Raw genomic sequence first — 23,364 nt, 5'->3', positions numbered from 1 at the left:
TATGACCTGTTAGCCAACAAGTCCTCACGACTTGACTGTTGCTGTAGGTCGACAGCGGCAGTTAGCTGGCGGCTTGGATCGGCAACGGGTCCGTCTGCGCGGGCTTGGGTGCACTCGCGTACCGCAGGTCGTAGGGGGTGCCGTGTTCAATGTGGTCGCCGATGACTTGCTTCAGTCTCCGCTGAAGGGTGCGGCGTTCCCTGTAGAGGTGTGAGCGTGAGTGCTCGGTGGCGTCCCAGTCCTCCCAGAGGTAGTCCGGGTGGTGTCCACCGCCGTCGAAGTAGGGCAGCAGCGTGCTGCCTTCCTCCAGCAGGATGTCGTCGAGGAAGAAGCTGGAGGTGACGTTGCCTTGGTAGTACTCCGGGTCAGGGCCGACCCATGCCGAAACCCATCGGTTCGTACCGACCGGAGGCGTGAATGCCACGGAGATCCGTGCCCAACTTCCCTCGATGCGTTCAGGATGCTGCTCGCGCACTTCGGCCGTCGACTCGCCTCGGTACACCGTCCGCACCAGTCCCTTGCCAGGGATGTCCTCGGTGATCTCGACGAACGCCCGCACCGGAATGGTGTTGGCGGCCTGCTCGGATATATAGGCCGACAGGATGTGGCGGCGCCCCAGATTGATGATCTCAAGAGGCGTTCCGGAAGCCTGCGAGCTGACGTTGGAGCCCAGCCCGATCCGCGTTCCCTCGGCGTACACGGTCGTCGCGCCGGTCAGCGTTGATGTGTACTCCGCAGCGCCGGGGCGTGTGCGGCCGGTGTAGTTGCGTACGAGCGCGGGAGTGCTTGGGATGCCGGGAACGTGCGACAGCCAGCACACCGGGTTGTTGTCCGTCACGGACGGATTCCGGGCGAGGTTGACCCGGTTGGCCTTGAGGTCGATGTACATGTGCCGGGCGGCGCGGTATCCCGGCATCGCGGGTGTGACGGACCGGAGCGACTGATAGCGGACTCCCAGGGCATCGACGAAGAAGTCCGATCCCACCGTCAGGGTGGCGGACGGCTGGAGGGAGGGGACGACGCTGGCGAAGACGGCGTTGGTCGGTGGGCGGAAGGTGAAGCCCTTCGCCGCCCACTCGTAGTTTCCCCGGGTGACGAGGAGCGTGCTGTCCTGGCTGGAGATCAGCGTTCTGGCGGCATCGTAGAAGGACGCTTTCAGCACGAACTGCTCGGCGGCTGCGGTGGCCAGCGACGCCGAGAAGACGAGCGTGGGTGAGCTGGGCTTGATGGGCGCCAGCGCCGCGAAGGTCGGAGCGGGTCCAATCCAGCCGGTCGTGGATGCGTCGGTGACCGAGCACTTCAGGGACCGAGAGCCGACGACGAACCGGTCCCCCGAAAGTGCGACTTCGCACTTGCTGCCGGTGTAGCAGCACGAGCGGAGCTGGTAGGCGGCGTCGTGGCTCAGCAGGTTGAGCGACTGCTGGCGCTCCACCATCACCGAGTTGATCTGTGGCGCGGCTCCCAGGGCCAGCGCGGGCATTCGTACCCGGACTTCGGCGTAGCGCGCACCACGGTAGGTACTACCGAGGGCGCCGGTGTTCCGGCCCTGGGGCACTGTCGAGGTCACATATGCCTTGCTCCACCCGTTGTTCGCGTCCTGTGTCCCTGTGGCGGCGACCAGGAGTGTGACGGGGTCCATCAGGGGTGACCGGTCGGTGTCGTTGAGTGTGTTGTACGGGGTGAATCCGAAGTCGGTGAAGCTGCCGAAGGCGGATGCGGCGAAGAGGCGAGCTGTCCCGGCCAGGGGCGCTCGTACGCCGCCGTGCAGGGCGGGGACGCGGACGTTCAGCCGCAGTGGGGTGTCGAAGGCATCGAGGTAGGCGCCGTCGTTGATGATCATGTAGTTCACGTCGGTTACCTCTTGATCTCTGCGAAGCCCAAGTACGTGCCGACCATGTCCGTGGCGGTGGGCTGGGAGTAACGCAGGACCTCCGTTACTCCGTAGCCGTTGCCTGTGGACTTCTTGATCGAGATCGTCTTCGTGCCGCTGTAGGAGACGGTGATGCGTTCGCCGTCCTTGAACTCGGGGTATGCCGCGCCGAGCCTGGTGGCCTGGTACTTGCCGTTGGACAGGATGACGCGGTAGAGGCCGTCACGTGCGGCCAGGGTGAAGGAGCCGAGCGCCACGGGGTCGGTGCAGTGGAAGAGGATTCCCTGCATGGCCAGTGGGTCAACTGGCTTGGAAAGGAAGGTCCCTGAGATTGTGAAGGGCTTCACTCCGGTGGTGTCGGAGCTGATCGATGCGGGACGGGAGATGAGGACGGTGGCGTACGTTCCTCCGGCGCCTACGGTTCCTTCGGCACGGATCGCTCCGCCCGTCACCACCCACCGGCCGCCGTAAGTGCTCCACGTTTCGGAGTCGGAGGCGCCGATCAATGTGGTTTTGACGTCGTCGCGGTCCATGTCGAAGCGGTCGTACAGGACCCCGCCGGAGGACCGGCTGGAGGAGTCGATGTTGGCCATGAGCTTGGAGTTGTCGTCGTACCAGGCGATTTCGCAGGCCAGGTTGGTGATCTTGGCGCCTGTGGCCAGACGTGCGTAGGCGCTGGCCGTGACCATCTCCACGTCGCCGCCAGCGAAGGACCATGCCGAGTTGTCCTGCGGGCCGCCCGGCGGCCTGATCCCACGGCTCGGTACGACTGCCTCGAAGCGGTAGCGGCCATAGACCACGACATTGCGGGGTGCGTAGTCGCGCTCCGGTGTCCAGTCGTACACCCGGGGAATGGGGACGCCGTAGCTGGTCACCAGGCTGGCGTCCGGTGTGACCTGGTTGGCCGTCACGAGGGAGGGCCGCCAGAAGTCCTTCGCGTTGCCGGGTATCTGACCGTTGCCGACGGTGGCAATGGCTTCCCAGGTCCGTCCGCCGTATGTGACCAGATTGCCGATGCGATAGGTGACGGCGGCGTCCCACACGCGCGTCTGAGCGGGCGAGATGGAGGCCAGCGTGTACGACTCGCTGGCTCCGGGGGTAGTGAAAGTGAGCGAGGTTCCGGCGTACTGCGACCCGTTCACAGGGGTCATGCCGCTCTGGATGCCGAGCATTCCTGGTGCCATGCGTGCTGCCGAGCCGTCCTTGCGCAGCCACCAGGTCGACGGGTCGAGCGTGACCGTGTTGCTCTGGAGGGACCAGTCCCTGGGGGTGAGCGTGACCGGCTCCCAGAACAGGGTGGAGTCCGGCTGGCCGTTCGGCGGGACGGGCGAAAGCCTTGTGTCGGTGGGAGTGAAGGTGAAGCTGTTGACGGCCATCTGCCAGCCGGTGGAGGCGGCGTTCTTGCCCTTGGCTGTGAACTTGAGCGTGTGGTCTCCCGCAGCGAGCTGGACCCGGCCGAGGTTCACGGTCGCTGCTGCCACGGTGCGGAAGTATCCGTCGAAGGTGTGGATGGCTCCGAGACTGTCGAGTGTGGTGGTCCAGATCCCGTAGTCGTAGGACCTGGAGTAGACCGCTGCGACGTCATAGGTGGCGGCCGTGTCGAGCGTGAACTTCAGGGTGAACGAATCGCCGTCCTTGAAGCTGCCCGCGAAGGCTCGCGCGCCGATCTTGTCGGTCTGAGCGGTGACCTTGCCCTGGCTCTGGATGGCAAGCGGTGGCAGGAGACTCTGTGCAGCGATCTGCCGCACCGACGTCTTTGCCCGGTAGATGAGACCGCCGTAACTGACGTACTCTCCCGCCGCGTACCTGACTCCGGCCTTCCATTCCTGATGAACGGGATGCCAGATGCCGGACTGGTCCTGGTCCACCAGGAGATTGGAGGTTCGGTCGATCTCCGCGTCCCATCCGGTCATATCGCGGATGATCTGCTTGAGCCCGTCGTTGGAGCCCTTCCTGCGGTTGGTCAGCGTGGAGTTGTTCACGCGGTTCCGCCGGAGCACCGGGCGATTGGAGAGCGGGCGCTCAAGTCCCAGAGTGTCGGCGGCCCTCTCGGTGTGCGTGATGGTGGTGTAGTCCTGGTCGCGAATCCGCGTGGCGTTGTCCAGTTCCGTCTTCAGGACGTCGAACTCGAAGCCGGGGATCTTGAGGTACTTGTAGAGCGCCTCGTTCGTGATGCCCTCTTCGAGACCGGTGATCTCCTCCATGGCCGTCCGGTAGGCAGGAGGGATCAGCCCGTACATGCGCTCTGCGTACTTGTGGTCACCGACGGACAGGCTGGCTGTGTTCCCCGCCCGCACCCAGTCGCTCGTGGTTGTGGTGACGCTCCAGGCGTTCGAGGCACCCCCGGGAACGGTCCCGCTGTGGCCGGTCTGGCAGATGTAGTTCACGCCGGAGTAGGTAACGCAGTCCCCTGGCTGATACATCGCCGCAGATGACCAAGCGGGGTAAGGGGCGGCGACGAACACGGCGTAGTAGTAATACCTGCCGTGGACGAGATCCGTGTCGAGATGGCTGGCCACCAGGCCCTCATGTGCAGATTCCAGCAGTACGTCACCATCGTCTGCATCGCCGGGAACTCCACGCGAGTTCCGGACGACACGAAGCGTGGTCCAGCTAGCTTCCTTGGAGGCCGACCACTTCAGCAGGATCATCCCTGCGCCAGCAGGCACGGCCGAGAAAGGCTCGACGCTGTACTCGATGCGGACGTCCACGCCGTACTTGGACTGGGCGTAGAAGTCGAGACCGTACTGGGCCATGGAAAGCTGTCCTCCGTTCGGCTGGGATCAGATGTCGAGCGGGTCGACGTCCCACGGCGGGCGGGTCGTCATCTGCGCGGGCAGCGCCCTGATATACGTGAAGCCGACCCATGAGAAGGCCGTCCACGCCCCGATGGGGTCGTTGACCGGCGCATTCGCGATGAGCCGATTTCCCATCTGCCGCACTTCGAACTGGAGCTTCTCACCCTGGTACCAGGGGCCTGCGTAGACGGGATTCGTGCGGAGGTATCCGGCCGTGTTGAGAGGGGCCGTCGAGCCGTCCGTGGCGACATCCGTGCTTACTCCGAGAATGTTGATCCGGCTGAACATCGAGTGGTCCGTGGACTTCGTCTTGCCGGGAATGATGTCCGCGATATGCATCGTGATGCGGGCACTGATGATCCACCAGCCGGTCTGCGGGCAGGTGAAGGTGTAGGTGGGCTTCTTGGCCATTCCCAGCGGGTCGATGACCGGACGGTCCATCTTGCATGGGTACCAGTCAGATCGAGGATCGTTGGGATGGTTCTGATTGATGGTCTGAGGAATGAGCGTGCCGGAAGACCGAATGTTGGCAACCGGCAGATTCCAACCTGTCCTGGCTGCGTCGAGCAGTCCGTCCTGGTAGTACTTCAGGCGCTCCTGCTCTCGCTGGATGTTGTCCAGGCGCGAGTCGACTGTCGTGTACTTTGTGCTCTTTCCGTCAGCGTTCACGTACTCCTGGGGCATGACTCCGAGGGTGGTGCTGATTCCGGCGACCTCGTCCTGGATTTCGTTGACATCCTCAGCCATCACGTAGTCACGCTGATTGGCGTGCTGCGGCCAGCGCCGGACGGCCTTGGGGTACTGACTGGGCATTAGAGACCTCCGTCGGTGACGATGAAGAGATCGCCCGGGACGGGTATCTCCCAGTCGCGGCAAATGACGTCCTGGGGACCGGACTGCACTCCATCAGCGCGGGCGAACAAGGGGACCCGGGCGTACTCAACTCCGGGGATCTGGTCGAGGATTCGGTACACCCGCGAGATGGGGATGTTCATGCCGAAGGAGCTGTTGGCGTCCGACAGCAGCTCCTGGAGGACTTGCTTTCCCGCACGCAGCGCGTCCTCGCGGCGGTGGTTGGGGTAGAGCCCCAGGATGATGGGGTCGTCCGACTTCCCCATGTTGACCTTGACCAGGTCGCCCGGTGACACGGAGACGTTGACTCCGGCGACCGCGCGATCCTGGATGTAGCGCTCGACCTTGTCGATCAGGTCCAGGCTAGGGATGGCGTTGGCGGCTCCGACGATGCGGATGTTCACGGACGTCGTCTGGTTCGAAAGCGCTTTGGCCTTGGCGACGCCGGGAACAGAGAGCGCCACGTCTGCGTAGTCCCGCAGCGAGACAGCGCGGTCCTGAGTGCGGTGAGCTTTAGGCGCGTTCGAGCGGATCGATTCCAGTGACTCTGCATCGCGTCCCCCGGTCATCGAGCTGGAGGAGGCGATGTACACGCCTGCGAGGCCGTCCATGATGTCGACCAGGGTGTTCGCCTGGACGTTGCCGATGGCCCCGCCGCCCGTGCGATAGGCGGCATACATGGGCTGTCCCACTGCGGGCACCGATCCGGTGAGGCCGTCGCCGACGATGACTGCGGTCGTGCCGTCCAGTGAAGAGAGGACCTGGAAGACCTTGTCGAGCGGCCCCCACTCCAGGAGAGAGCTGACCTGCCGCCATTCCACGGCGTCGCTGCCCTCCTCAATGAACAGGCGGATGCTGTCGAGAATGGCCGGGGCCTCGGAGAGGATGAACGTCTGCTCCACGGACCCAGTTGACGTACCCAGGCTTTCGGTCAGGATCTCCTGCTCCTGTGCGGTGTTCCGCAGGATGCGCAGCGGTGCCGTCCCTGCCGTCTCGCCTTCGAGCACGGGGATGCTGGCCGACCCGCCGGATGGGGCGAGCGTGAAGTCCTGTGTGGTCTCGAAGACAAGCGGCCGGTCCAGCGCCTCGACGAAGTCCGTCGTCAGCTTGGTGCCTGTCGGGATGAGGACTGCGGTGGCCTGGGACTCCTCCGTGGCCAGCACAACCGTCCCCGCCGCAGGGGCTGCTACGTCCGGTTCATACCCGAGCATCCGCGCGAGTTCGAGGATCGACTCCCGGCGGGTGGCTGTCGAGAGGAAGGCTTCACGCGAGGCAGCGTCCTGGTAGTAGGAAAGGATGTCCCCCAGGTACGCCATAAGCTCGACGAGCGTGACCCCGAAATCCGCTGTGTTGCGACCCGTCCATTCCGGGAAGATCTGGGTTGCGTGGTCGAGCATGGCCTGACGGAAGCCCTGGAAATCCTTCGACGTGTAGTCGACGGACGGCTTTACGGGCTCACTCTCCGCCATGCGTGCTCCTGATCTCTGGGGTCGTGTTTCTCCCAATTCTGTGCCCCCGACCCGGAAAGCTATTAGTAAGTGTCGACGCCGCCTCCCGGGCGGACCACGATGTCCTCAAAGCGGTCGCCGGTCGCTTCGGGATCTGTGTTCGAGTAACCGATGTCGACGAAGACGTCAGCGATTCCCTGCTCCTCGTCTTTTACGATCGGCTCGATCGACTTCACCACCGCCTTCGGCTCCCATCTGCTGGCGGATGTCTGCACGGTGCGGCGTATTGCGTCCCTGGTGATCGCGTCATTCGCAGCGAACAGGAAGGCCCGCAAGTCTGTACCGAACTCGGGCTGCATGACCCGTTCTGTGGGCGCGACGGCAACGACTGCCCGCACCCGCTGAGAGAGCTGCCGATCCGGGTGTTCAACACTGGCGACCTTGCCAGTTGCGTCGAGAGCGAAGGGGATTGCCAGTTGCTTAGACATTGTCATACTTTCCGCTCGTGCAGGGGCCCTTGTATTCTACGGACATACGGATATCAGTAGCCGTTCCATTCGCTCCCGCCCGCATAGCCAGCCTGATCTGCGACCCTGACTTGAGTGCGGCAATGACGGTGCCGGAGACGCCCTGAGCATTGGAGCTGGCCGCCTCCAGCGACCACACACGGAATTCTTTTCCGCCCACCTGCAACCACGCGCGGTTAGCTGTCGTGGCATTACCCCACCGACAGTTCACGTTGAGCTCGTAGATTCCGTCCCTGGTGGTGTACAGCGCGTCAGGGTCCTGTGGGGAGTAGAGGCCGTTCTCGTTTTGTGAGAGGACGCTGGTCCACGGAAAGTAGTCGGAAGTCGTCGTCACCAAGAAGCTGTCCTTGTGGACCAGGATGTAGGGGCGCTTCTCCGCGACGGTGAGCCACTTCCCGTTCACCTTGGCGAGGATCGATTCCGAGTCCGCCATGACGTAGGCGTCGCCGTCCGCCGGGCGGAAGGAGTCCCGAACCGTGGCGTTGGCGACGACCTGGAAGTGGGCGGTCTCGTTCTCCTGCGAAGCGAGCTGCTGAGCCAGCCGAGCGGCATTTCCAGCCCGTACTGGCTCAACGGCGAGCTGCCCGCCCGAGACGATGTTGGTCTGGGTGCTCCCGCTGGTCGAGTTCGCCGAGCACCAGTACTGGGGTGTGATCGTGACCGTAGAACCCGGCGTCAGGCCCTCCAGCAGATGCCGCTTCGTCCCGCAGGCCGACCATGTCCTGCCCTTGGTCATCAGGGCCTGGACGACGCCGTCACCGCTCCATCCGTAATCCCCGGTGACCTTCCAACCGATGCGCAGTTCGCTCGTATCTGATTCCTGGGACCACATGGAAGCACTGATGCTGACGAGGAGGCTTCCTGTGGGTGGCACCTTCGTTGTGACGGGCTGCCACTGGGGCTCGGTGAAGTCGATCCAGTTCGATCCGCCGAGAAGGATCGGCTGCGTCTTCTGCGTTGACTGCTGCACGGGCAGGTCCGGCGCGTCGATGACCGGCTCGACGACGAGCTGTCCGGAGGTGGCCGTGAAGGTTGTGCTGCTGAGTGAGCTGTCGGTGCCGTAGACGGGCCGGAATCGCACGACGTCGCCTGGGGTCATCCCGGTCAGCAGGGTCCGCCGGGTGCCTGCGCAGACCGCGTTGAAGTTCGTGGTGACGAGCTGCTTCACCTGGTGGGAGACGTTGTCGGTCCAGCCGCTGCTGCCGGAGGCTGTCCACGAGTAGAAGATGTCGTCGCCGACGGTTGCGGACGAGGGAGACAGCAAGCCGGATATGGAGACGAACATCTTGCCCGAGGGCGGCACCACGGCCGGGATCTCGGCCAGCTCGTCCTCGGGGAAGTTGGCGTACGAGCTGTTCAGGTACTTCGGCTGACGCGTCTGCTGGGTTGAGATCGGCGGATACGGGGAGAGCGGGACCGGCTCGACAACCAGGGTGCCCTCGGAGATCTTCGCGTATTCAGATGCCTCGCTGTTCGCGAACCAGTACATGGGCCGTACCCGGATGCGGTTACCTGGGGTGAGTCCCTTGGCCAGGTACCGCCGGGTCATCATCGTTCCGTTGACACCGGGCGCCGTAGCGCCAACCTTGGTGCCCCGTCGCCGCACTTCACCGAGGCGTCCGAGGTTGTACACGTACGCCTTGAGGTCGTCGTCGTAGATTGCCCAGGCAACGGAGGCTTCGGAGGTGAGCTGCTTCCCCGGGAAGACGGTGCCGGAGGTAGAAACGAAGATGCTTCCAGAGGGAGGGACGACCAGGGAGACCGACGGCCATATCGCGTCGCCGAACAGGTAGTACACCGTCTGCGCGTCGCGGTAAGTGATTGAGGACTTCTGCGTACTGACGAGCGGTTCGATGGGGTCGTAGTCGTTGAAGTCTTCAGCCGTCGGGTTCGACATGTAGACAGCCCGGTCCGGGTCGCCGCCTTCGTAGAAGACCCAGACGTCTTCCCCCACGGCGGGTACCCGTGTTCCGTCGAACGCAGGGCGTGCCCATGGCTGTGTCGCGGTCCCGGATAGCTGAGGCACTTGCAGGCGGACGCGACCGCGCTCTTGTGGATCGGTCGTGTTCGACACGACCGCCTGGAACGTTCCCGTCTGATGCATCAGCGCTCTCCGATGTGCTGGGCGTGCCAGCGGCCCGTCGACAGACTGGAGGCCGTGATGGTGGCGGTCAGGTCGTCCCGGCGGATTACGTCGAGGCCGTCGGGACGGTTGCGGCCCACGACGAGGTCGCTCCGGAACGTGGACAGGCGTGAATCGGTCGGGTGGATTTCCAGGTGATGAGCGACCTCGCGCACCATCCAGGTGCCGATGTTCTTCGGTCCCATGCCGACACCCTGGAACCACACCTCGTGCCCTACCTTGAGGCGGCCATCGCCCCGCACTCTCGACTGGGCCTGGACCCAGAGCGCCGACGTTGATGCCTTGCCAGCAGCCCGGCCTCCAGCCTCCTTCTGGGAGGAACTGGGCAGGGCGGTGGTGTACGACGTGTACCGCGCCTGAGCGGAGGTTCGCGCCACCGTGCGGGAGAGGAACTTGGTGTGCCGGTTGTAGCCGAACGACTCGACTCGTGTCCGCTTGCCGCCGCCAGGCTCCAGTTCGCCGGTCAGCACGTCGAAGGAGTAGACCGAGTCCCGGATTCCGCTGATCTTGGTGAGGTGGAAGCTGGGAATCTCTCGGCCGCGACGCAAAGACACCAGCGGTTCGGTCAGATAAACGGAAGTGTTGTCGACGACCAGTCGGAGGCCAAGCTCTTCTGCCATGTCACGGAGGAAGGCGAAGTCGCTCTGGGAGTTCTGGGCCCTCTCCGCCAGCCGGGTAGCGCCCCGCTGGATGAAGGGTGCGAGCCGATAGGACCGGCATACGGTACGGGCGATGTAGGAAGGAGATACCGCGCGCCAGGCGCGGCTCCTCTGGGACTGCATATCGCTGGAGGCTCCCGTCAGGGTGTAGGTGACTGAGACCTCCGCATTCATGGTGTATTTAGGATCGGTTTCCGCCGTCGATATACGGTACGAGTGTACGTAGCCGTAGTAATCGACATTCTGGTGCGGGCCGGACCCGTACACGACGTGGACCGGAGTACCTTCAGTCAGGAGGCCCACCGATTGCAGCAACCACCCCTGAACGCTCGCAGACCTGGGCACCGAGAATTGGACCGTGACTTCGACGACAGAATGAGCACTCTCGCGGAAGTGACCGTCCATCTGCGTGATGTACTGGCGCGCAGAGGTAACTCTCGGGTAAACGATTTCAGCGTGCGGGGCGAACGTCTTAATCGGCATTGGGAATCCTGACGATGGTGCCGGGGGATATTGATGTCCAGTCGAGCACCTCGGGATTCACCTCGGCTATGCGCCACCATTGCGTTGGGTCCTGGTAATAGTCAGACGCCACCGAGTCCACTCGGTCATCTTCGTTCCAGCGATACTTGATAACTCTGGCCCGGATCGGCCCCGGCGCTATGGGAACAATGACACGGCGAGTATTCCCGTCGGGGCCGGTGACGATCTCGACGGGGTTAGCCGCGTAGCGTGAGTTACTGCTGATCATGTGGATTACCCTAGTTAGTTTGCGGGAGTCCCGTTAGTGTGAGGCTCATCCCCGCTCGCTGAGGTATCAACGCCTGCGTGTAATGCACGTAGTCGATGCTGATATTGCTGATGAAGCCGTAGTAGAAGAGAGCATCGCCGCCTCCGAAGTGCGCGTAGATCGGGCGCATCTGCATTGGTCCGGTGACTGTGTCCGGTACCTGGCCAGCGTCCGAAGAGGGTTCGCTCTCGCTGTCGCTGCTCTCTCCCGCAGCGCTGCTGGTCCGTGACTTCGAGTTGACTCCGACCACGTTGTACAGAGCGTTGATATCGAACATCACGCCGTACCGGGACTGTGGAGTCTTCCGCCTGCTGAGGATGTCGTAGGTGCGGTCGAAGAACAGGCTGAAGGAGCACGAGGAGTTGATCGGGAGGATCGCGGTTCCCGTGTCGGCCTCGGATCGCTGCCATTCAGCGGGGGTCATGTTTGCCATGTCGAGGCCGTGCGTGACGTTCACGGTCGAGGGGTTGTAGTGGAACTTGAAGTAGTACGGGTTCCTGTCTTTCTTCGGGAGCTGGGAGGTATCGGTGACGATCCATCCCTGGGGGAATGTAAGGAAGTCGTCCTTGCCGGAGCCAATGTCCCCGCCCCACCATCCGATGCCACCGGTAGGAAGCTGCCTGGGGTCGACCTGTCCATTGCTGTCCTGGTCGGCGTTGAGTTCCTTGTGGATGCTTGAGAACATTACGAACCCGCCCCGATTTCCTTGATGCGCTTGTCTGCTGCGATGGCGTCGACTATCTGCCGTCCCGCCAGCGCCGCCGAGCTTTTATTGGCTGCTCCCTGCACGATTACGCTGATGGCGCCCTGCGCGAATTGGATGCTTACGGCGCCACTGCCAGTCGCTCCGCGCTTGGGGCCCTGGACAACGTCGTTGCTTGTCGACCGGACCGGGATGGACTCCTGGAGCAGGGCGTTGCGGATGGTCTGTGCGGTCCGGGCGGGGACGATCATCTCGCCCTTGTGGACCTGAGCGATCTCATTTCCGGGAAGGTCCCAGGCCCCCACTGCGTAACCCTTGGGCGGCTTGTTGGGGTTGGCTTGCTGCACCTTCCCGATGCCGCCGTACTTGGCCTTGATCCAGCCGATTGCGGCTGCTGCGGAGGCGGCCGGATCACTCTGGCTGTTCGGCAGAGACTTCGCCCGGTAGGACTTGAAAGTGCTCCCGATTACCTGGAAAAGGCCGACGCTTGGATCGCCGTTCTTCGCATTGGAATCCCAGTCGTTCCGCGCGTCCTTGCGGTATCCGGATTCCCGGTAGGCGATCGTGGCCAGGCCCCGGGCCCATTCCGCGCCGGACACGCTCTTGGCTGCCATGCCACGCTGGATCGCGGCCTTGACCCAGCCGGGCGGTGCCGGAACCTTGGTATAACGCCCTTTGATGGCACCCCAGTTGTACTTCCCTGTGTCGACGTCGGCGCCGACCAGGCTCTCGTCGCCACTGTCCCTGCTCTTCGCAGAGGCACCCGAGCCTGCCGGTCCCTGGCCCCCTGCACCGAGCGCCGCCGCGATGGCATCGACCTCGTTGACGCTGCCATAGGCATTGGTGACGGAGCCCATAGTGTCCGCGCCGGTCTTCGCGGAGTTGTCGTTTCCCGCACCCGCTTCGGACGAGGTAGATCCGTCCTCATCAGTGGCGAATGTGTCGCCGCCACCCGCGACCAGGCGACGGACAGCTATGTACTTGCCGAAGTGGTCTTCGGGGTCGACCCTGATTTTCTGTCCAGTGCGCGGAGCATGGACGATCTTCCCATTGCCGAGATACATGACGACGTGACCGCTGTTCGGGAACATCAAGTCTCCGGGGCGGCGGTCCTTGAAGCTGACTCCCTTACCCTCAGTGAGTTGCTGCTGCGTCGTCCGGCCGATCTTGACGCCGACTTTCGAGTAGGCGTATTGCATGAGCGACGAGCAGTCGAATCCGACCGTCTTGGCGCCCTGAGCGAATCCACGAGAGGGCCCCTTGGGGCCGCCTCCGCCCCAGGAGTAGTCCACGCCGATCTGCGTCATGGCAGCGCGGATGGCTGAGTTCGCGGAGCCCTGATTGAGGTTGGCCCGTGTCTTCGGGTTGCCGGAGCCTTTGGAGGCTCCTCCCCCGATGGACCCGCCTCCCCCCTCCGCGCCGCCCCCGATCAGGCCCGCGACGCCGCCGATCACACCACCGGCCACCGCGCCGATCCCGGTGCCGATACCAGGAACGACGGAACCGATACCCGCGCCCATGAGTGCGCCGGTACCTGCGCCGCTCAAGGTGCTCATCGCCCGCCCACCCGTACCGGCGTTGATGCCCTGGGCTCCACCGACCACGTGCTTGAGTCCGGGCAGTTCCAGTATGGAGTTGAGGGCTTCCTTGAAATCGATGACGACGTCGGTCGTCTTCTGGAGCGCCGGGGCGAAGGCGTCCATCATCTGGCTGTCGTGGCGGCGCTCTTCGCCCTCCTTGCGCTTGCTCTGGTTGACGAGGTTGTCGACGTCCAGGCCGCCGTCCTGGAGCTTCTTCCGTGCCTCTTGGGCGAGGTCGCCGGTACCGCCCGCATCCTGGAGGAGCTTGTCGTACTGGGCGTTCGTCCCGCCGGTCTTCTCCTGCCAGCGGGACTGCGACTGGAGCTGGCTCAGGCGTTGCTCGACCCACTCCTGGTCCTGGCCCATCTGCCGCGCCTGGCCTTCGAGCGTGACCCGCAGTGATCCACCCTGCTCGGATGCGGCCTGTACGTTCTTGGACGAGTAGCCCTTGCGGAAGACCTGGTCCAGGACGTTCGAGTTGAGCTGGGACTGCGACATCCGGCTGCCGCCAGCGCCGATGGTGGACCCCATCCCCATGACCTGGTACTGCATGGACGCCTGCGGCGTGTACATGCTGGTCATCATCCGAGCGGAGTCGGCAACACCCATGGAGGGATCGAGAAGCGCGTAGCCGGAAGCCTGCTTGTGCAAGGTACGACGCTCAGCCATGCCACGGCCCATGCCGAGGCGCTTGTCCACCTCGAAGAGGCCGGTGTTGAGGTCCTCGGTAGACAGGGCGGTCGAGGAGTGCATGGCGTCGTTGCGCAGCTTGTTCTTCTGCGACCAGTAGCCCTTGTCGGTGTCGCCCCAGTTGCTGTACGCGAACGCGGCGTAGCGGTCCATCTCGTTGGCCTGGTCGCGCATGTGGTCGGTGCGGGCGGTGAACTTCCCGGCCCCCCAGGACACGGCCTTGCCTGCCGCTTGGCCCATGCCGTACGAGAGACGGGGGTTGTCGCCACCTCCACCCCCAGAGCCTCCGGGAACTGCCCACCCACCGCCGAGCAGGCTGGTGCTGCCTCCCCCGCCACTGGGAGTACCCGCTGTGGGTCGGTAGGTCGGGCGCGGCGGGATGCCACCCGCTCCTCCCACACGCATCGTGAGCGCTGCGCGAGCCCTGGCGTTGGACTCATCCCGGGCACGCCGGGCCTGCTCCTGCGCGTCGCGCATGGCCTGCTGCTGACGCTGCGCTTCGTCGGCTCGGCGCTGGTTGGCTTCCGTGCGGTCGCGGTGCGCCTGTTCGCGCTGGCGCCGTGTCTCATCCTCTCGACGGCGGCGCTCGTCGGCGGCCTGGGTGGTCCTCTCGTTCTGTGAGGCACGACGGGCGCCCATGCGCTGCTGCATGATCTGAGCAGCCTGCTGTTCGCCGGACCCAGGCGCGTTCGGGCCCGCGCCGCCTGCCTGTGACTGGCCAGCCGCATAGGGGGCGTTGGCGGTGGGGAAGTTGGATGGCTTGCTGCCGAAGCCTGATCCCATGGACGCGCCGACGCCCTGGAATGCGTGGTTGATCTTGCCGACGTTCTTGGCGAGTTGCTTGATCTGGGCTTCGAGATCCTCGACTGACTTGGCCACCGAGTGGGTGCCGAGGAGGCGACCGGCCACATTGGGCTCGCCCTTGGTCCTTTCGTCATTGGACGGCATTCGCAGCAGTCACCTCCTTTCTTTCCTTGTTCCAGAGCGCCAGGTCGCGCCAGTAGTGGCGCTCGCGCACCGTGAGACGTTTGTTTTCGCTGGGGGGCCAGCCGTAGGCGTAGACGAGTGACTCGAAGTCCGTCAGGGTCGCTTCGACATCAGAGATCGAGAAACACGTCCGCCACCGTGAGGGGCAGCGGAACCTCCGCTCCGCAGCCGTCGTGCTCGACGGTGAGGTCCATCGTCTGCGGGCCGGGCGCATGGTCGGCGAGGTACATGAGGATCTTCCGGCGGTCGGCGATCCCCAGCTTGAGCGCGGTGTCTGCGCTGCCTGGAATGCGGATTCCGGCGGCCGGGAGGTCGATGTGTGTCAGGCAGCGCTCCAACAGCCGGGTGTTGGTCTGGCCCGTGGTGGCGTCCGTCTCGTCGAGGATGTACTCCTGGTCCTCGCCGGTCGGGAAGCTGACGGTCGCGATCCGCCCGTCGCGCAGTTCGACCGTGTGCGGGCCATCAGGGAGCCCCCGTCGTTCGACCGAGGAGAGGTCCACGGTGAAGTCCACGAGGTCCTGGCAGCCGGGGCACCGGACGCCGACCATCTCCAGCTCCGAGCCGAATGTGGCGCACCGGATGTCGAGCATGAGCGAGTCACGGTCCCCGACGTAGAGCTGCTTGAGCTGCTCAGCGGTCGGTACGTCAGAGCCCAGGCTGACGACACCGAGCTGGAGCAACTTGTCGAAGAACTTGATGGAGTTGCGATTGACGCGGTCGATGGCCTCTTCGTCGGCTCCGGTCAGCTCCCGGATCTCGGCCTCCCGTATGAGCTTGCCGTTGATGTCGATGCCGATGGGGAGGGTGGACAGAGTGGCGCTCGGCATCGGCTGGGCGGGGGCAGGCCCGGCGGAGTCGGCCAGCACCTGCTGCATGGATGCGTTGGCCGCTGGCGCGTTTTCCATCGGATTGATGGAGGGGCCTGCCCCCTGGTCGTCGAAGTTCCAGTTGTATGCCAGCTTTTCGGTACTCATCTGATTTCTCCGGTGGTGTTAGCTACTGGGCGTTAGAGGGTGACGCCGGACTTCGAGTTCGGGGAAACCTTGAAATCCCATCCTTCGTGCGCGAATGTCATCTGGTGAACCGCGTACATGTTCTGTCCGGCGTCGAGATCACCGAAGGCAATCGCCGTCGGCCACGCGTTGTACAGACGCCAGACGGCCATCACATTCGCCGTTCCCTTCGTGACCGGGTGGTCGATCAGCATGATGTCGATGGTGGCCCGGAAATCGGTATTTGTGTCATACGTCTTCCCCACCCCCTGCATCACGTTGAAGAGCTGGTACATCCAGTCCAGGAGCTGCTGGTCTCCAGGGCACAGTCCTTTAGAGAAAGTCACGGGGCTGAAGTCGCTCTGGCCGGGGAGCTTTTGCGTTGTGGTGTTGAGTCCACCGGTCCGGTAAGCGATGACGTCGGTGGTCATCGACAGACCACTCACCGCCATGAATCCCAGCTTCGGGTAGGCGTTCTGAAGCGACTGCGGGCCGCTGATCTGGACGTGAAACTTGAACGACCTCAAGGGGTCGGTCGAAATGGAGGCGAGGGACGACTTCTGGCTTACCGTCGCCCTGGTCTTTCCTGCCATGTGGCAACTCCTTCGTTACAGGGTCTCGGTGGCGGTGCCGCCGCCCTCGAACTGGCCGATGTGGATTCCGATGAACTCGGCGGGCCGGGTCAGGGCGATTCCAACGTCGATGTGGACCTCTCCGTTGGAAACGGTCTGCTCGGTGTTGTTGGACTCGTCGCAGACGACTCGGAAGGCGGTCTCTGGAGAGTTGCCCTTGAGCTGTCCGGCCTGGGTGAGTTCCGTGAGCCGCTGCGTGACGATCGCGGCCAGCGAAGCCCACAGGTCCTGGGTGTTCGGCTGGAAGATCGCGAAGGATGTCGACTCGACAAGCAGCTTCCGTACGTGGATGAGGAAGCGCCGTACGCTGATGTAGCGGTCCGGGTATCCGGCCTTCACGGTGCGGCCACCCATGACGCAGAATCCCGCGTTCGGTACGCGCCGGATGACGTTGATCCCGGCCTGGTTCAGGCTGTCGAGCTGCGCGTCGGTGAAGCGGAACTGCGTCGAGTAGACACTGCGCAGCGCTGCCTCCTGACCGGCCGGGGTCCGATGGGGCCCGTAGTCGATGTCGAACTTGGCGAACTGCCCCATCAGCGCCCCGCCCGGGGGCAGGAGCCGCGTGGCTCCAACCGCAGCGACGGCCGCGTCTGCGGTGAGGACCCACGGTCCGTACACAGCGGCGTAGGACGAAACCCGAAGGGGCACGGGCGTCGTGCTGGTGTTGCCGAGCGGCGAAAGCTCCATGAACTTGCTGACAGCGGTCTCGGTCGGCGTGCCGTCCGGTAGTGCCGGGGTGTCGACGACCAGGAACGCGTAGCCGTAGCGCTCCGCCCAGTCGATGACGGGGTTGATGACGGCGGCGTCGGAGATTCCGGGGAGGTTGACGTTGAGGACCTCGTTGGTTCCCTCCAGCAGTTCGGCTGAGGCCGAGAGGTCGGGAGCGGCCGTGCCGTTGGTACCGCCTGCCAGGAGCTGGTCCACGGTGACAGAGGGGGTCTTCTCTGCCTTCCACGGCATACCGCCGAGATAGGTCGCCTCGATGAACTTGGAGCCTGTGGTGGGTGAGTTGAGCATCGCCACGGCGTTGCGCACGTCGGTGGGGTCGCAGGACATGTCGTTGAAGCGTTCCTGCGGGCCCGTTGCGGTGTCCCCGCCGACCTTGAGCGTCAGGTTGAAGCGACCAGGCCCAGTACCGGCGTCGACAACGGATATCTCGATGCCGTTTCCGAAAGCGCCAGGGGCCTTTGCCTTGAGGCGCAGGACGTCCTTCGGAGTGACACCCTCACCGGACTGGCGGTCCTTGAGGACAACCTCGGCCGAGGTGGCGTCGGCTGCGACGGCACGCACGATGTAGCAGGCCCTGCCACCGTTGGCGAAGAACTGGTGTACGGCGAAGGGCAGGAGGTGAGTGCCGTCTCCGAATCCGCCGAACAGGCTGATGAATTCCGACCAGTTCCGGATCAGGGTAGGGGTGGCCGGACCGTAGTCGTGCTCTCCTACGAACGCTGCCACGAACTCGCCCGAGGGTGTTTCGTTGACCACGATCGGGTTGAGCGTTTCGTCGACAAAGATTCCGGGACGCTTGTAACTTGCCATCGTGCTCCTTCTAGGACGGCCAGGGGTCTTGGGTGTCGTGGATATCGGTAATGACTTCCTCGACCTTCGTGGGCACGTAGACAGCACCGAGGACCTCGGATGTGATCTGCGCCAGGTAGGCGACCTGGAAGAGGCGCTTCTGGTATTCGTCCCAGCCGGTGTGGAACTCCGGACCGCCAGAAAGTTCCATACTGCGGATCGTGCCGTCTTCGGGGATTTCCAGATATCCGAAGCGCACGGGAAGGTATTCGACGGCCGCCAGTTTCGCCGTCAGGTTCGTGATATGGCTCTGCTTTCGGGCCATGACGGTGACCTGGTAGTCGACCAGATAGGGGATGGGGTTGTTCGTGAAATACGGAGACTCTGAGGGGTTCGTCATGTCACCCCAGTCGGCCAACCCCTCGGGGGCGTAGCCAAGCTGCACCCGACCTCGGGCCTCCCTGCGCGGGTCCCGATGGGCCTTCGTACGTTCGATAATGATCAGCGGGAAGGTCTGATCAGCCAGCTCGCCCTCGGGGAAGGAAAAACGCACACCAACGCGAAGCTCCAGGGTGCCGTCAGTGACGGTAAGACCCTGGAGCTTCCGCCGCATCGCGGCATCTTCATTAAGGAGCCATGGCATGAAATTGACCTCTGCGCAGACGGTTCTGGCAGATCAAGAATCACACCGCAATCCGGCAAGCTGTTAACTTATCGAGGCTGCTGAATATGCCGTAGATGGAAGCGCCGATACTCCTCAAACATGGGGTCGGCAGTTATCTCGTCTGGCTTTATCTCTTGCAGCTTGAGGGAGACGACGAAGTCGTGCCGTCTCAGCCGCCCGAGCGCCTGGAATTCATCGATCTTGAAGAGTCGGCTCCCGTACCCGAGCCAGTCCTTCAGGTACCTGTAGTTGTCGATGTCGGGCTGCGTGATCCCCACCCGGGCAAGCTGCCGTAGCGAGGCGACGACGTAGAGCGGGGCCACCTGGTACATGCCCTGCGGCGTCCGGTCGGCTGCCCCCTGATCACGTGAGGCGTCCATGATCGGGACCGAGATCGGGGGGTGAAAGGCCCGGCCGCCTCCGGCGCCCTCGTCGTACACATCGTGCATGGTCGACTGCTCGGCAGAGAAGCGGAACCAGTTCACTGTGTCGCCCTTGAGGCGCTGCCAGGCCCTCAGCCCCTTGTCGATGCGCGAGGACTCGTAGGCCGCAGTGAAACGTCCTCTCTTCCAGTCGGCCCTCACCCGGTAAGCCCGGAGATGACGGGCGAGGGGATTCCGCTGGCGTCCTCGTTGCGCTTGTCGATGGGAGGCAACTGCCGGGTCGGGTAAGCCGAGTCGTCGTACTCGCGCGAGGTGAAAATCGGCACCAGCCTGTTGTTGTAGCGCGAGACCCGGCGCAGCGTCGCCTGCTCGATTCGATAGAGGCCGACATTGAGCTGCTGGCACAGCTCCTTGTATCGGGTTTCCAGGTTTTCGATCTGTACGAGGAGCTGGGTGTACCGCTGGGAGCGGCTGATGTGCGTGCCCTCAGCCGTATGGATGTCGACGTCGGAGGCGGCGTCGGTAACGACGGCCCACAGGGCATTGATCGCTGCGAGGGTGGCGAGCGGGAGTTCTTCGACCTCGGGAAGGTTGGCGACTCCGAGTGCTTCGTCCTCGTAGCGGTAGAAGCCCTCCTTCGACCTGTACCGGACCGTGATGACGCGGTCGGAGCAGTGCTGGAGTACAGCGTCGTGGAGGTGGATAGCCAACTCGTCGTCGTCGAACATGCCGTTGGCCCGGCCTTCCACAATGACCACGGCGCCGATCGGGAGAACGCCGATCCCGTCGCGGAATATGACACGCCCTTCCCGGGGCACCACCGTGTAGTCGGAGCCGGGTATGAGGTCGGTGCTCTGGCCGTTCTGGAGTCGGAAGGCTTTGCTGACCGTGGTGTTGGTCTCAGACAGGTCGTACTCGTCCAGCTCTCCGACGCCGGTCAGAACGTCGCGGAATTCGGTGCCGAAGTCTCCGAGGAGGGACCTGACACGGCTCATGATGCGCGTCTCGTCTGCCATCAGCCGACTCCCAACTGGATGAGGTTCTCCGGGACGGAGAGCGTCTCGTAGCGCTTTGCCTTGACTGCGTCGGTCAGTGGCAGCACGGCCATGACCCGCCCGGTGGCCGCGTTAGACGTCACAGCGATGTGGGTGACCGCCTGGCCGGAACCGTCAAGGTCGGTGAAGGCGCCGAAGGTCAGCCTGGAGGGGTTCGTCGCGCTGGCTCCGGCCCCGGTCAGGGTGATGATCTGCGGCATGTAGCCCGTAGCGACCAGTTCCCTCTCCGTGACCTGGGCGAGGCTGGGGTTGGGCGCAGGGGCCGACGTCAGCAGGCGCAGATACTTGGTGGTGGCGAACTGGTAGTTGCGCGGGGCGGCCGATCGGCGGGACAGGATGGAGGAGACGAGATCAGGGCGCGACGCCCACTCCGCCGCCAGCGCGGTGATGACGTCGTCGTGTGCCTGGTACAGCAGGCCGTCGAGCCCTGCACTGGTGAAGATCGCCTTGCTCATCTGCCGCATGGCTCCCGTCATCGGCTCGGGAAGCCCCGGCACCTCGACGGTTGCTTGGAGCATCGCGACGCGCTCGGCCTCCGGCGCCAGACCGGCAGGCACCTCGATACGCAAGGCGCCCGGCGGAATCATGAGGCAGTCCCCCTTCGCCGCTGCCGCGACGGTGTCGGCTGCAATGTAGGCGAGCGGCATTCCTGTAGCTGCCTGCCAGTCCCCCGGCATGATCGCAAGGTGGGTGACCGAGGCCGCCGACCCCATGGCGCCCGTGAAGGGCCCGAAGACGAGCAAGTTACTGTTCACGACCGACACGGTGCCGTCCGGCTCGATACTGAGCCCGCCGTCGCACAGCAGCCGCTGAGGTGCGTACCCCGCCGCGACGAGGTGATGGTTGGCCACCAGATCGGCACCAGAGACGAGCGTGTCTGGCGGGTCCGATTTCAGCAGCCCCACCCACACCGATACGGGCTCAGCACCCTGCCTCTTAGCCAGGAGAGCGCTCGGGGATGCCGCGAAGCCCTGCTGGAGGGCAGTCAGGAACGCCGTATCCAGACACTCCAGCCACGCCGACACGCCCCCGTAGCGCCAGAGCCGGTGAGTGAGGAGGGCGTACCAGCGCTCGACCCGTGCGGCCGGAGCAGAAGACACCTGGTCGATCAGGGACTCCAGCCACAGCTCGCGCAACCCCACCGTGATGCGGCTGGCCACTCACATCACCCCGCACTTGAGCGCCGCCGCCTTGATCGACACGGACTCCCCGACGCGGAGCCCGAAGGGCTCGGCCAGCTCGATGACGGACAGCACACGGCTCTTGTCATCCGTGGCCTTCAAGACCAGCGCTACATGGGTCACGGAGACGACGGTCTCCACCGAGCCGGAGGTAACGGGCCCGAACTGGATGTCCACCGCGTTGGACACGGCGGTGCGGCCCTGCTCGTCGATCGTGACGGCACCGAGCTTGAGCGCCTGCGGCAGGTACCCGTCGGCGACGACCTCACTCTGGGCCAGGGTGGCGAGCGTGACGTCCCGGCCGGGGTCCCTGGTAAGCAAATGAACGTAGCGGGCCACCGATCGTGTCGGCAGAGCGGCGACTTCGGACGCGAACGCGGCCACTCCCCCCGCGCCGGAGACCAGCGTGACCAGCGCCTGGAGGAACGGCTTGGGCAGTGCTGCCAGGAACGCCTGCCGCTCCTGCCGTACCGACCACAGGTTGTGGAGGTAGTTGACGACGGTCGCGTTGTCGTATTCGGTCGAGGCAACGATCGCGCGCGTGACATCGTCGCCCACCTGCCTGGGAATGAACGAGGTCACTCAGTCACCACCGGGGGCTGTTCCTCGGATTCCTGCGACTCACTCCCCGGTACGGTTTCCGGCGGTGGTTCAGGATCGGGCTCAGGGTCCGGATCAGGCTCCGGATCAACCGGGGGCGCAACGTAGGGCGCGAAGTGCTCGCTGAAGAACGTCTCCCCGTAGCCGATGAGCCGCTCTATGGGCTCTCCTGTCGGCGTGCGGTCGTCAAGGAAGAGGAAGACCACATAGTCCTCTTCCTCGCTCGGGTTCGGGCGCTCCCCGGGCGGCAGCAGGTCCACGACCTCGACGACGATTCCCTGGTCAAGCTTCCCATAGCCGATACCGATGCCCTCAGCCGATGCGAGCTGATATGTCTCGCCGATATCGATGGGCATGTCTATTCCTCCGTGACTGGGCGTCGGGGAGAACTGCGAGAGCAACTCCCCATTTCATATGCGTGGGTCAGGAGCCCCACACATAACCCTTCTCAGCCAGGTGGTTGTAGACGAAGGCCGGGACCTTGTAGGTACGACCCGCTTCGAAGCTGAAGGTATTTCCGTAGCCGATCGTCACGTTCTCCAGGTCCTCGACCACGCGCAGCTCCCGGGTGGACTCGCCTACGACAACCGGAGCCTCCTCGATCGCGAATTCCTCCGGCGGCTCGGTGAGGTCCACGATCTCAGCTCGCACGTCATCGGCGACCTGCGCCTCGACGAGCTGCGCCTTGGCGGCCTCCTTCTCGGCGAGGTCGCGGTTCTTCTCCAGCGTCTGCTTCACACGGCCCGTAGTGTCTCGCGGGCTGGTCACGGAACGCTTTACGGTGTTCGTCATTTAGAACTCCTCACATAGCAAAATCCCTGCGAAGTTCATCTTCGCAGGGATTCGCATGAGGAGTTAGGCAGTAATGTCCGCCTAGAGGGTGCGCGCCCAGCCGTGCACTGAGAACTGTTCGCCCTTCAGATAATGCTGGATTCCCAGAGCGTTGGACTCGTAGGTGTTGTCCGGAATCTCAGTCCGTTTGCACCATTTGATTCCGGCGCACTTAGTCGGCTCCGCGTTCACTGGCTCGCCTTCCCAGTGGGAGGTAGCGAGGAACCAGCTCAGTCGGACGCCGCCTTCGGGGTTCATGTACTGCATGACGTGGACGATGCGGAGGGAATCTCGGGGTACGTCGACCCCTACTTCCTCGCGGCCTTCTCGGGCAACGGCGGTGAAGACGTCCTCCCCGGACTCGACTTTGCCGCTGGGCAGGTTGAGCTGTCCAGCGGCGTAGCCGCCTGCGCGTTCGGCGAGCAGGAGGTCCTCGCCCCGTTCGAGGATGAGCATCACTT

General features: G+C 64.1%; 21 protein-coding genes. All 21 read right to left on the bottom strand.

Going from position 1 to position 23,364, the window contains the following annotated elements; genetic code table 11:
* Positions 1 to 61: 61 nt before the first annotated feature.
* Complete coding sequence (locus QMK30_RS16365; RefSeq protein WP_283518754.1) at positions 62 to 1,849, bottom strand: hypothetical protein; 1,788 nt, start codon at positions 1,847 to 1,849, stop codon at positions 62 to 64.
* Between the two features lie 5 nt (positions 1,850 to 1,854).
* On the bottom strand, positions 1,855 to 4,626 hold the full coding sequence (locus tag QMK30_RS16360; RefSeq protein WP_283518753.1) for a hypothetical protein: 2,772 nt from the start codon (positions 4,624 to 4,626) through the stop codon (positions 1,855 to 1,857).
* Positions 4,627 to 4,653: 27 nt separating this feature from the next.
* On the bottom strand, positions 4,654 to 5,481 hold the full coding sequence (locus QMK30_RS16355) for a hypothetical protein (protein ID WP_283518752.1): 828 nt from the start codon (positions 5,479 to 5,481) through the stop codon (positions 4,654 to 4,656).
* A complete protein-coding gene (locus QMK30_RS16350; RefSeq protein ID WP_283518751.1) occupies positions 5,481 to 6,989 on the bottom strand; it encodes a baseplate J/gp47 family protein in 1,509 nt (502 codons plus the stop codon). The genes QMK30_RS16355 and QMK30_RS16350 overlap by 1 nt, the downstream gene beginning before the upstream one ends.
* 62 nt (positions 6,990 to 7,051) lie before the next feature.
* Complete coding sequence (locus QMK30_RS16345; protein ID WP_283518750.1) at positions 7,052 to 7,456, bottom strand: GPW/gp25 family protein; 405 nt, start codon at positions 7,454 to 7,456, stop codon at positions 7,052 to 7,054.
* Positions 7,449 to 9,599: a phage baseplate assembly protein V gene (locus QMK30_RS16340; protein ID WP_283518749.1), complete on the bottom strand. Its 2,151-nt coding sequence runs from the start codon at positions 9,597 to 9,599 to the stop codon at positions 7,449 to 7,451. The genes QMK30_RS16345 and QMK30_RS16340 overlap by 8 nt, the downstream gene beginning before the upstream one ends.
* Complete coding sequence (locus tag QMK30_RS16335; RefSeq protein ID WP_283518747.1) at positions 9,599 to 10,780, bottom strand: hypothetical protein; 1,182 nt, start codon at positions 10,778 to 10,780, stop codon at positions 9,599 to 9,601. The genes QMK30_RS16340 and QMK30_RS16335 overlap by 1 nt, the downstream gene beginning before the upstream one ends.
* Positions 10,770 to 11,048: a LysM peptidoglycan-binding domain-containing protein gene (locus QMK30_RS16330; protein ID WP_283518745.1), complete on the bottom strand. Its 279-nt coding sequence runs from the start codon at positions 11,046 to 11,048 to the stop codon at positions 10,770 to 10,772. Before QMK30_RS16330 ends, QMK30_RS16335 begins: the two co-directional genes overlap by 11 nt.
* A 10-nt stretch (positions 11,049 to 11,058) precedes the next feature.
* Positions 11,059 to 11,772: a hypothetical protein gene (locus QMK30_RS16325; protein WP_283518743.1), complete on the bottom strand. Its 714-nt coding sequence runs from the start codon at positions 11,770 to 11,772 to the stop codon at positions 11,059 to 11,061.
* Positions 11,772 to 15,008: an NlpC/P60 family protein gene (locus tag QMK30_RS16320; protein ID WP_283518741.1), complete on the bottom strand. Its 3,237-nt coding sequence runs from the start codon at positions 15,006 to 15,008 to the stop codon at positions 11,772 to 11,774. Before QMK30_RS16320 ends, QMK30_RS16325 begins: the two co-directional genes overlap by 1 nt.
* A 149-nt stretch (positions 15,009 to 15,157) precedes the next feature.
* Positions 15,158 to 16,021 (bottom strand): T4 family baseplate hub assembly chaperone, encoded by an 864-nt coding sequence (locus QMK30_RS16315; RefSeq protein WP_283518739.1) that lies wholly within the window; start codon positions 16,019 to 16,021, stop codon positions 15,158 to 15,160.
* A gap of 32 nt (positions 16,022 to 16,053) precedes the next feature.
* Positions 16,054 to 16,632, bottom strand: coding sequence for a phage tail protein (locus QMK30_RS16310; RefSeq protein WP_283518737.1), 579 nt, complete (start codon positions 16,630 to 16,632; stop codon positions 16,054 to 16,056).
* A 15-nt stretch (positions 16,633 to 16,647) separates the two neighbouring features.
* Positions 16,648 to 18,210, bottom strand: a complete 1,563-nt coding sequence (locus QMK30_RS16305) for a phage tail sheath family protein (protein ID WP_283518735.1) — start codon at positions 18,208 to 18,210, stop codon at positions 16,648 to 16,650.
* Between the two features lie 10 nt (positions 18,211 to 18,220).
* Positions 18,221 to 18,832, bottom strand: coding sequence for a hypothetical protein (locus tag QMK30_RS16300; protein ID WP_283518733.1), 612 nt, complete (start codon positions 18,830 to 18,832; stop codon positions 18,221 to 18,223).
* Between the two features lie 68 nt (positions 18,833 to 18,900).
* Complete coding sequence (locus QMK30_RS16295) at positions 18,901 to 19,437, bottom strand: hypothetical protein (protein WP_283518732.1); 537 nt, start codon at positions 19,435 to 19,437, stop codon at positions 18,901 to 18,903.
* Positions 19,434 to 20,252, bottom strand: coding sequence for a hypothetical protein (locus QMK30_RS16290; RefSeq protein WP_283518731.1), 819 nt, complete (start codon positions 20,250 to 20,252; stop codon positions 19,434 to 19,436). The genes QMK30_RS16295 and QMK30_RS16290 overlap by 4 nt, the downstream gene beginning before the upstream one ends.
* On the bottom strand, positions 20,252 to 21,451 hold the full coding sequence (locus tag QMK30_RS16285) for a hypothetical protein (protein WP_283518730.1): 1,200 nt from the start codon (positions 21,449 to 21,451) through the stop codon (positions 20,252 to 20,254). Before QMK30_RS16285 ends, QMK30_RS16290 begins: the two co-directional genes overlap by 1 nt.
* The gene (locus QMK30_RS16280; RefSeq protein WP_283518729.1) at positions 21,452 to 22,054 is read right to left on the bottom strand and encodes a phage tail fiber protein; all 603 of its coding nucleotides are present in this window, start codon (positions 22,052 to 22,054) and stop codon (positions 21,452 to 21,454) included.
* Entirely contained in the window at positions 22,051 to 22,428 is a 378-nt protein-coding gene (locus QMK30_RS16275) for a hypothetical protein (RefSeq protein WP_283518728.1), read from the bottom strand. Before QMK30_RS16275 ends, QMK30_RS16280 begins: the two co-directional genes overlap by 4 nt.
* A gap of 67 nt (positions 22,429 to 22,495) precedes the next feature.
* Positions 22,496 to 22,864 (bottom strand): hypothetical protein, encoded by a 369-nt coding sequence (locus QMK30_RS16270; RefSeq protein WP_283518727.1) that lies wholly within the window; start codon positions 22,862 to 22,864, stop codon positions 22,496 to 22,498.
* An 81-nt stretch (positions 22,865 to 22,945) separates the two neighbouring features.
* Positions 22,946 to 23,359: an NUDIX domain-containing protein gene (locus tag QMK30_RS16265; protein WP_283518726.1), complete on the bottom strand. Its 414-nt coding sequence runs from the start codon at positions 23,357 to 23,359 to the stop codon at positions 22,946 to 22,948.
* Positions 23,360 to 23,364: the final 5 nt, after the last annotated feature.

The sequence above is a fragment of the Streptomyces sp. H27-C3 genome (genome assembly GCF_030063415.1).
Classification (GTDB): Bacteria; Actinomycetota; Actinomycetes; order Streptomycetales; family Streptomycetaceae; genus Streptomyces.
Note: the sequence above shows the minus strand (reverse complement) of the source record. Positions and strands in the feature narration are given on the sequence as shown.

Excerpts from the sequence above, each read along its gene's own strand:
- QMK30_RS16325 (WP_283518743.1), bottom strand. The coding sequence starts at position 11,772 with ATGTTCTCAAGCATCCACAAGGAACTCAACGCCGACCAGGACAGCAAT.
- QMK30_RS16275 (WP_283518728.1), bottom strand. The coding sequence starts at position 22,428 with ATGCCCATCGATATCGGCGAGACATATCAGCTCGCATCGGCTGAGGGC.
- QMK30_RS16290 (WP_283518731.1), bottom strand. The coding sequence starts at position 20,252 with ATGGCAGACGAGACGCGCATCATGAGCCGTGTCAGGTCCCTCCTCGGA.
- QMK30_RS16345 (WP_283518750.1), bottom strand. The coding sequence starts at position 7,456 with ATGTCTAAGCAACTGGCAATCCCCTTCGCTCTCGACGCAACTGGCAAG.
- QMK30_RS16270 (WP_283518727.1), bottom strand. The coding sequence starts at position 22,864 with ATGACGAACACCGTAAAGCGTTCCGTGACCAGCCCGCGAGACACTACG.
- QMK30_RS16305 (WP_283518735.1), bottom strand. The coding sequence starts at position 18,210 with ATGGCAAGTTACAAGCGTCCCGGAATCTTTGTCGACGAAACGCTCAAC.
- QMK30_RS16360 (WP_283518753.1), bottom strand. The coding sequence starts at position 4,626 with ATGGCCCAGTACGGTCTCGACTTCTACGCCCAGTCCAAGTACGGCGTG.
- QMK30_RS16335 (WP_283518747.1), bottom strand. The coding sequence starts at position 10,780 with ATGCCGATTAAGACGTTCGCCCCGCACGCTGAAATCGTTTACCCGAGA.
- QMK30_RS16300 (WP_283518733.1), bottom strand. The coding sequence starts at position 18,832 with ATGCCATGGCTCCTTAATGAAGATGCCGCGATGCGGCGGAAGCTCCAG.
- QMK30_RS16330 (WP_283518745.1), bottom strand. The coding sequence starts at position 11,048 with ATGATCAGCAGTAACTCACGCTACGCGGCTAACCCCGTCGAGATCGTC.
- QMK30_RS16315 (WP_283518739.1), bottom strand. The coding sequence starts at position 16,021 with ATGAGTACCGAAAAGCTGGCATACAACTGGAACTTCGACGACCAGGGG.
- QMK30_RS16355 (WP_283518752.1), bottom strand. The coding sequence starts at position 5,481 with ATGCCCAGTCAGTACCCCAAGGCCGTCCGGCGCTGGCCGCAGCACGCC.
- QMK30_RS16340 (WP_283518749.1), bottom strand. The coding sequence starts at position 9,599 with ATGCATCAGACGGGAACGTTCCAGGCGGTCGTGTCGAACACGACCGAT.
- QMK30_RS16350 (WP_283518751.1), bottom strand. The coding sequence starts at position 6,989 with ATGGCGGAGAGTGAGCCCGTAAAGCCGTCCGTCGACTACACGTCGAAG.
- QMK30_RS16265 (WP_283518726.1), bottom strand. The coding sequence starts at position 23,359 with ATGCTCATCCTCGAACGGGGCGAGGACCTCCTGCTCGCCGAACGCGCA.
- QMK30_RS16310 (WP_283518737.1), bottom strand. The coding sequence starts at position 16,632 with ATGGCAGGAAAGACCAGGGCGACGGTAAGCCAGAAGTCGTCCCTCGCC.
- QMK30_RS16320 (WP_283518741.1), bottom strand. The coding sequence starts at position 15,008 with ATGCCGTCCAATGACGAAAGGACCAAGGGCGAGCCCAATGTGGCCGGT.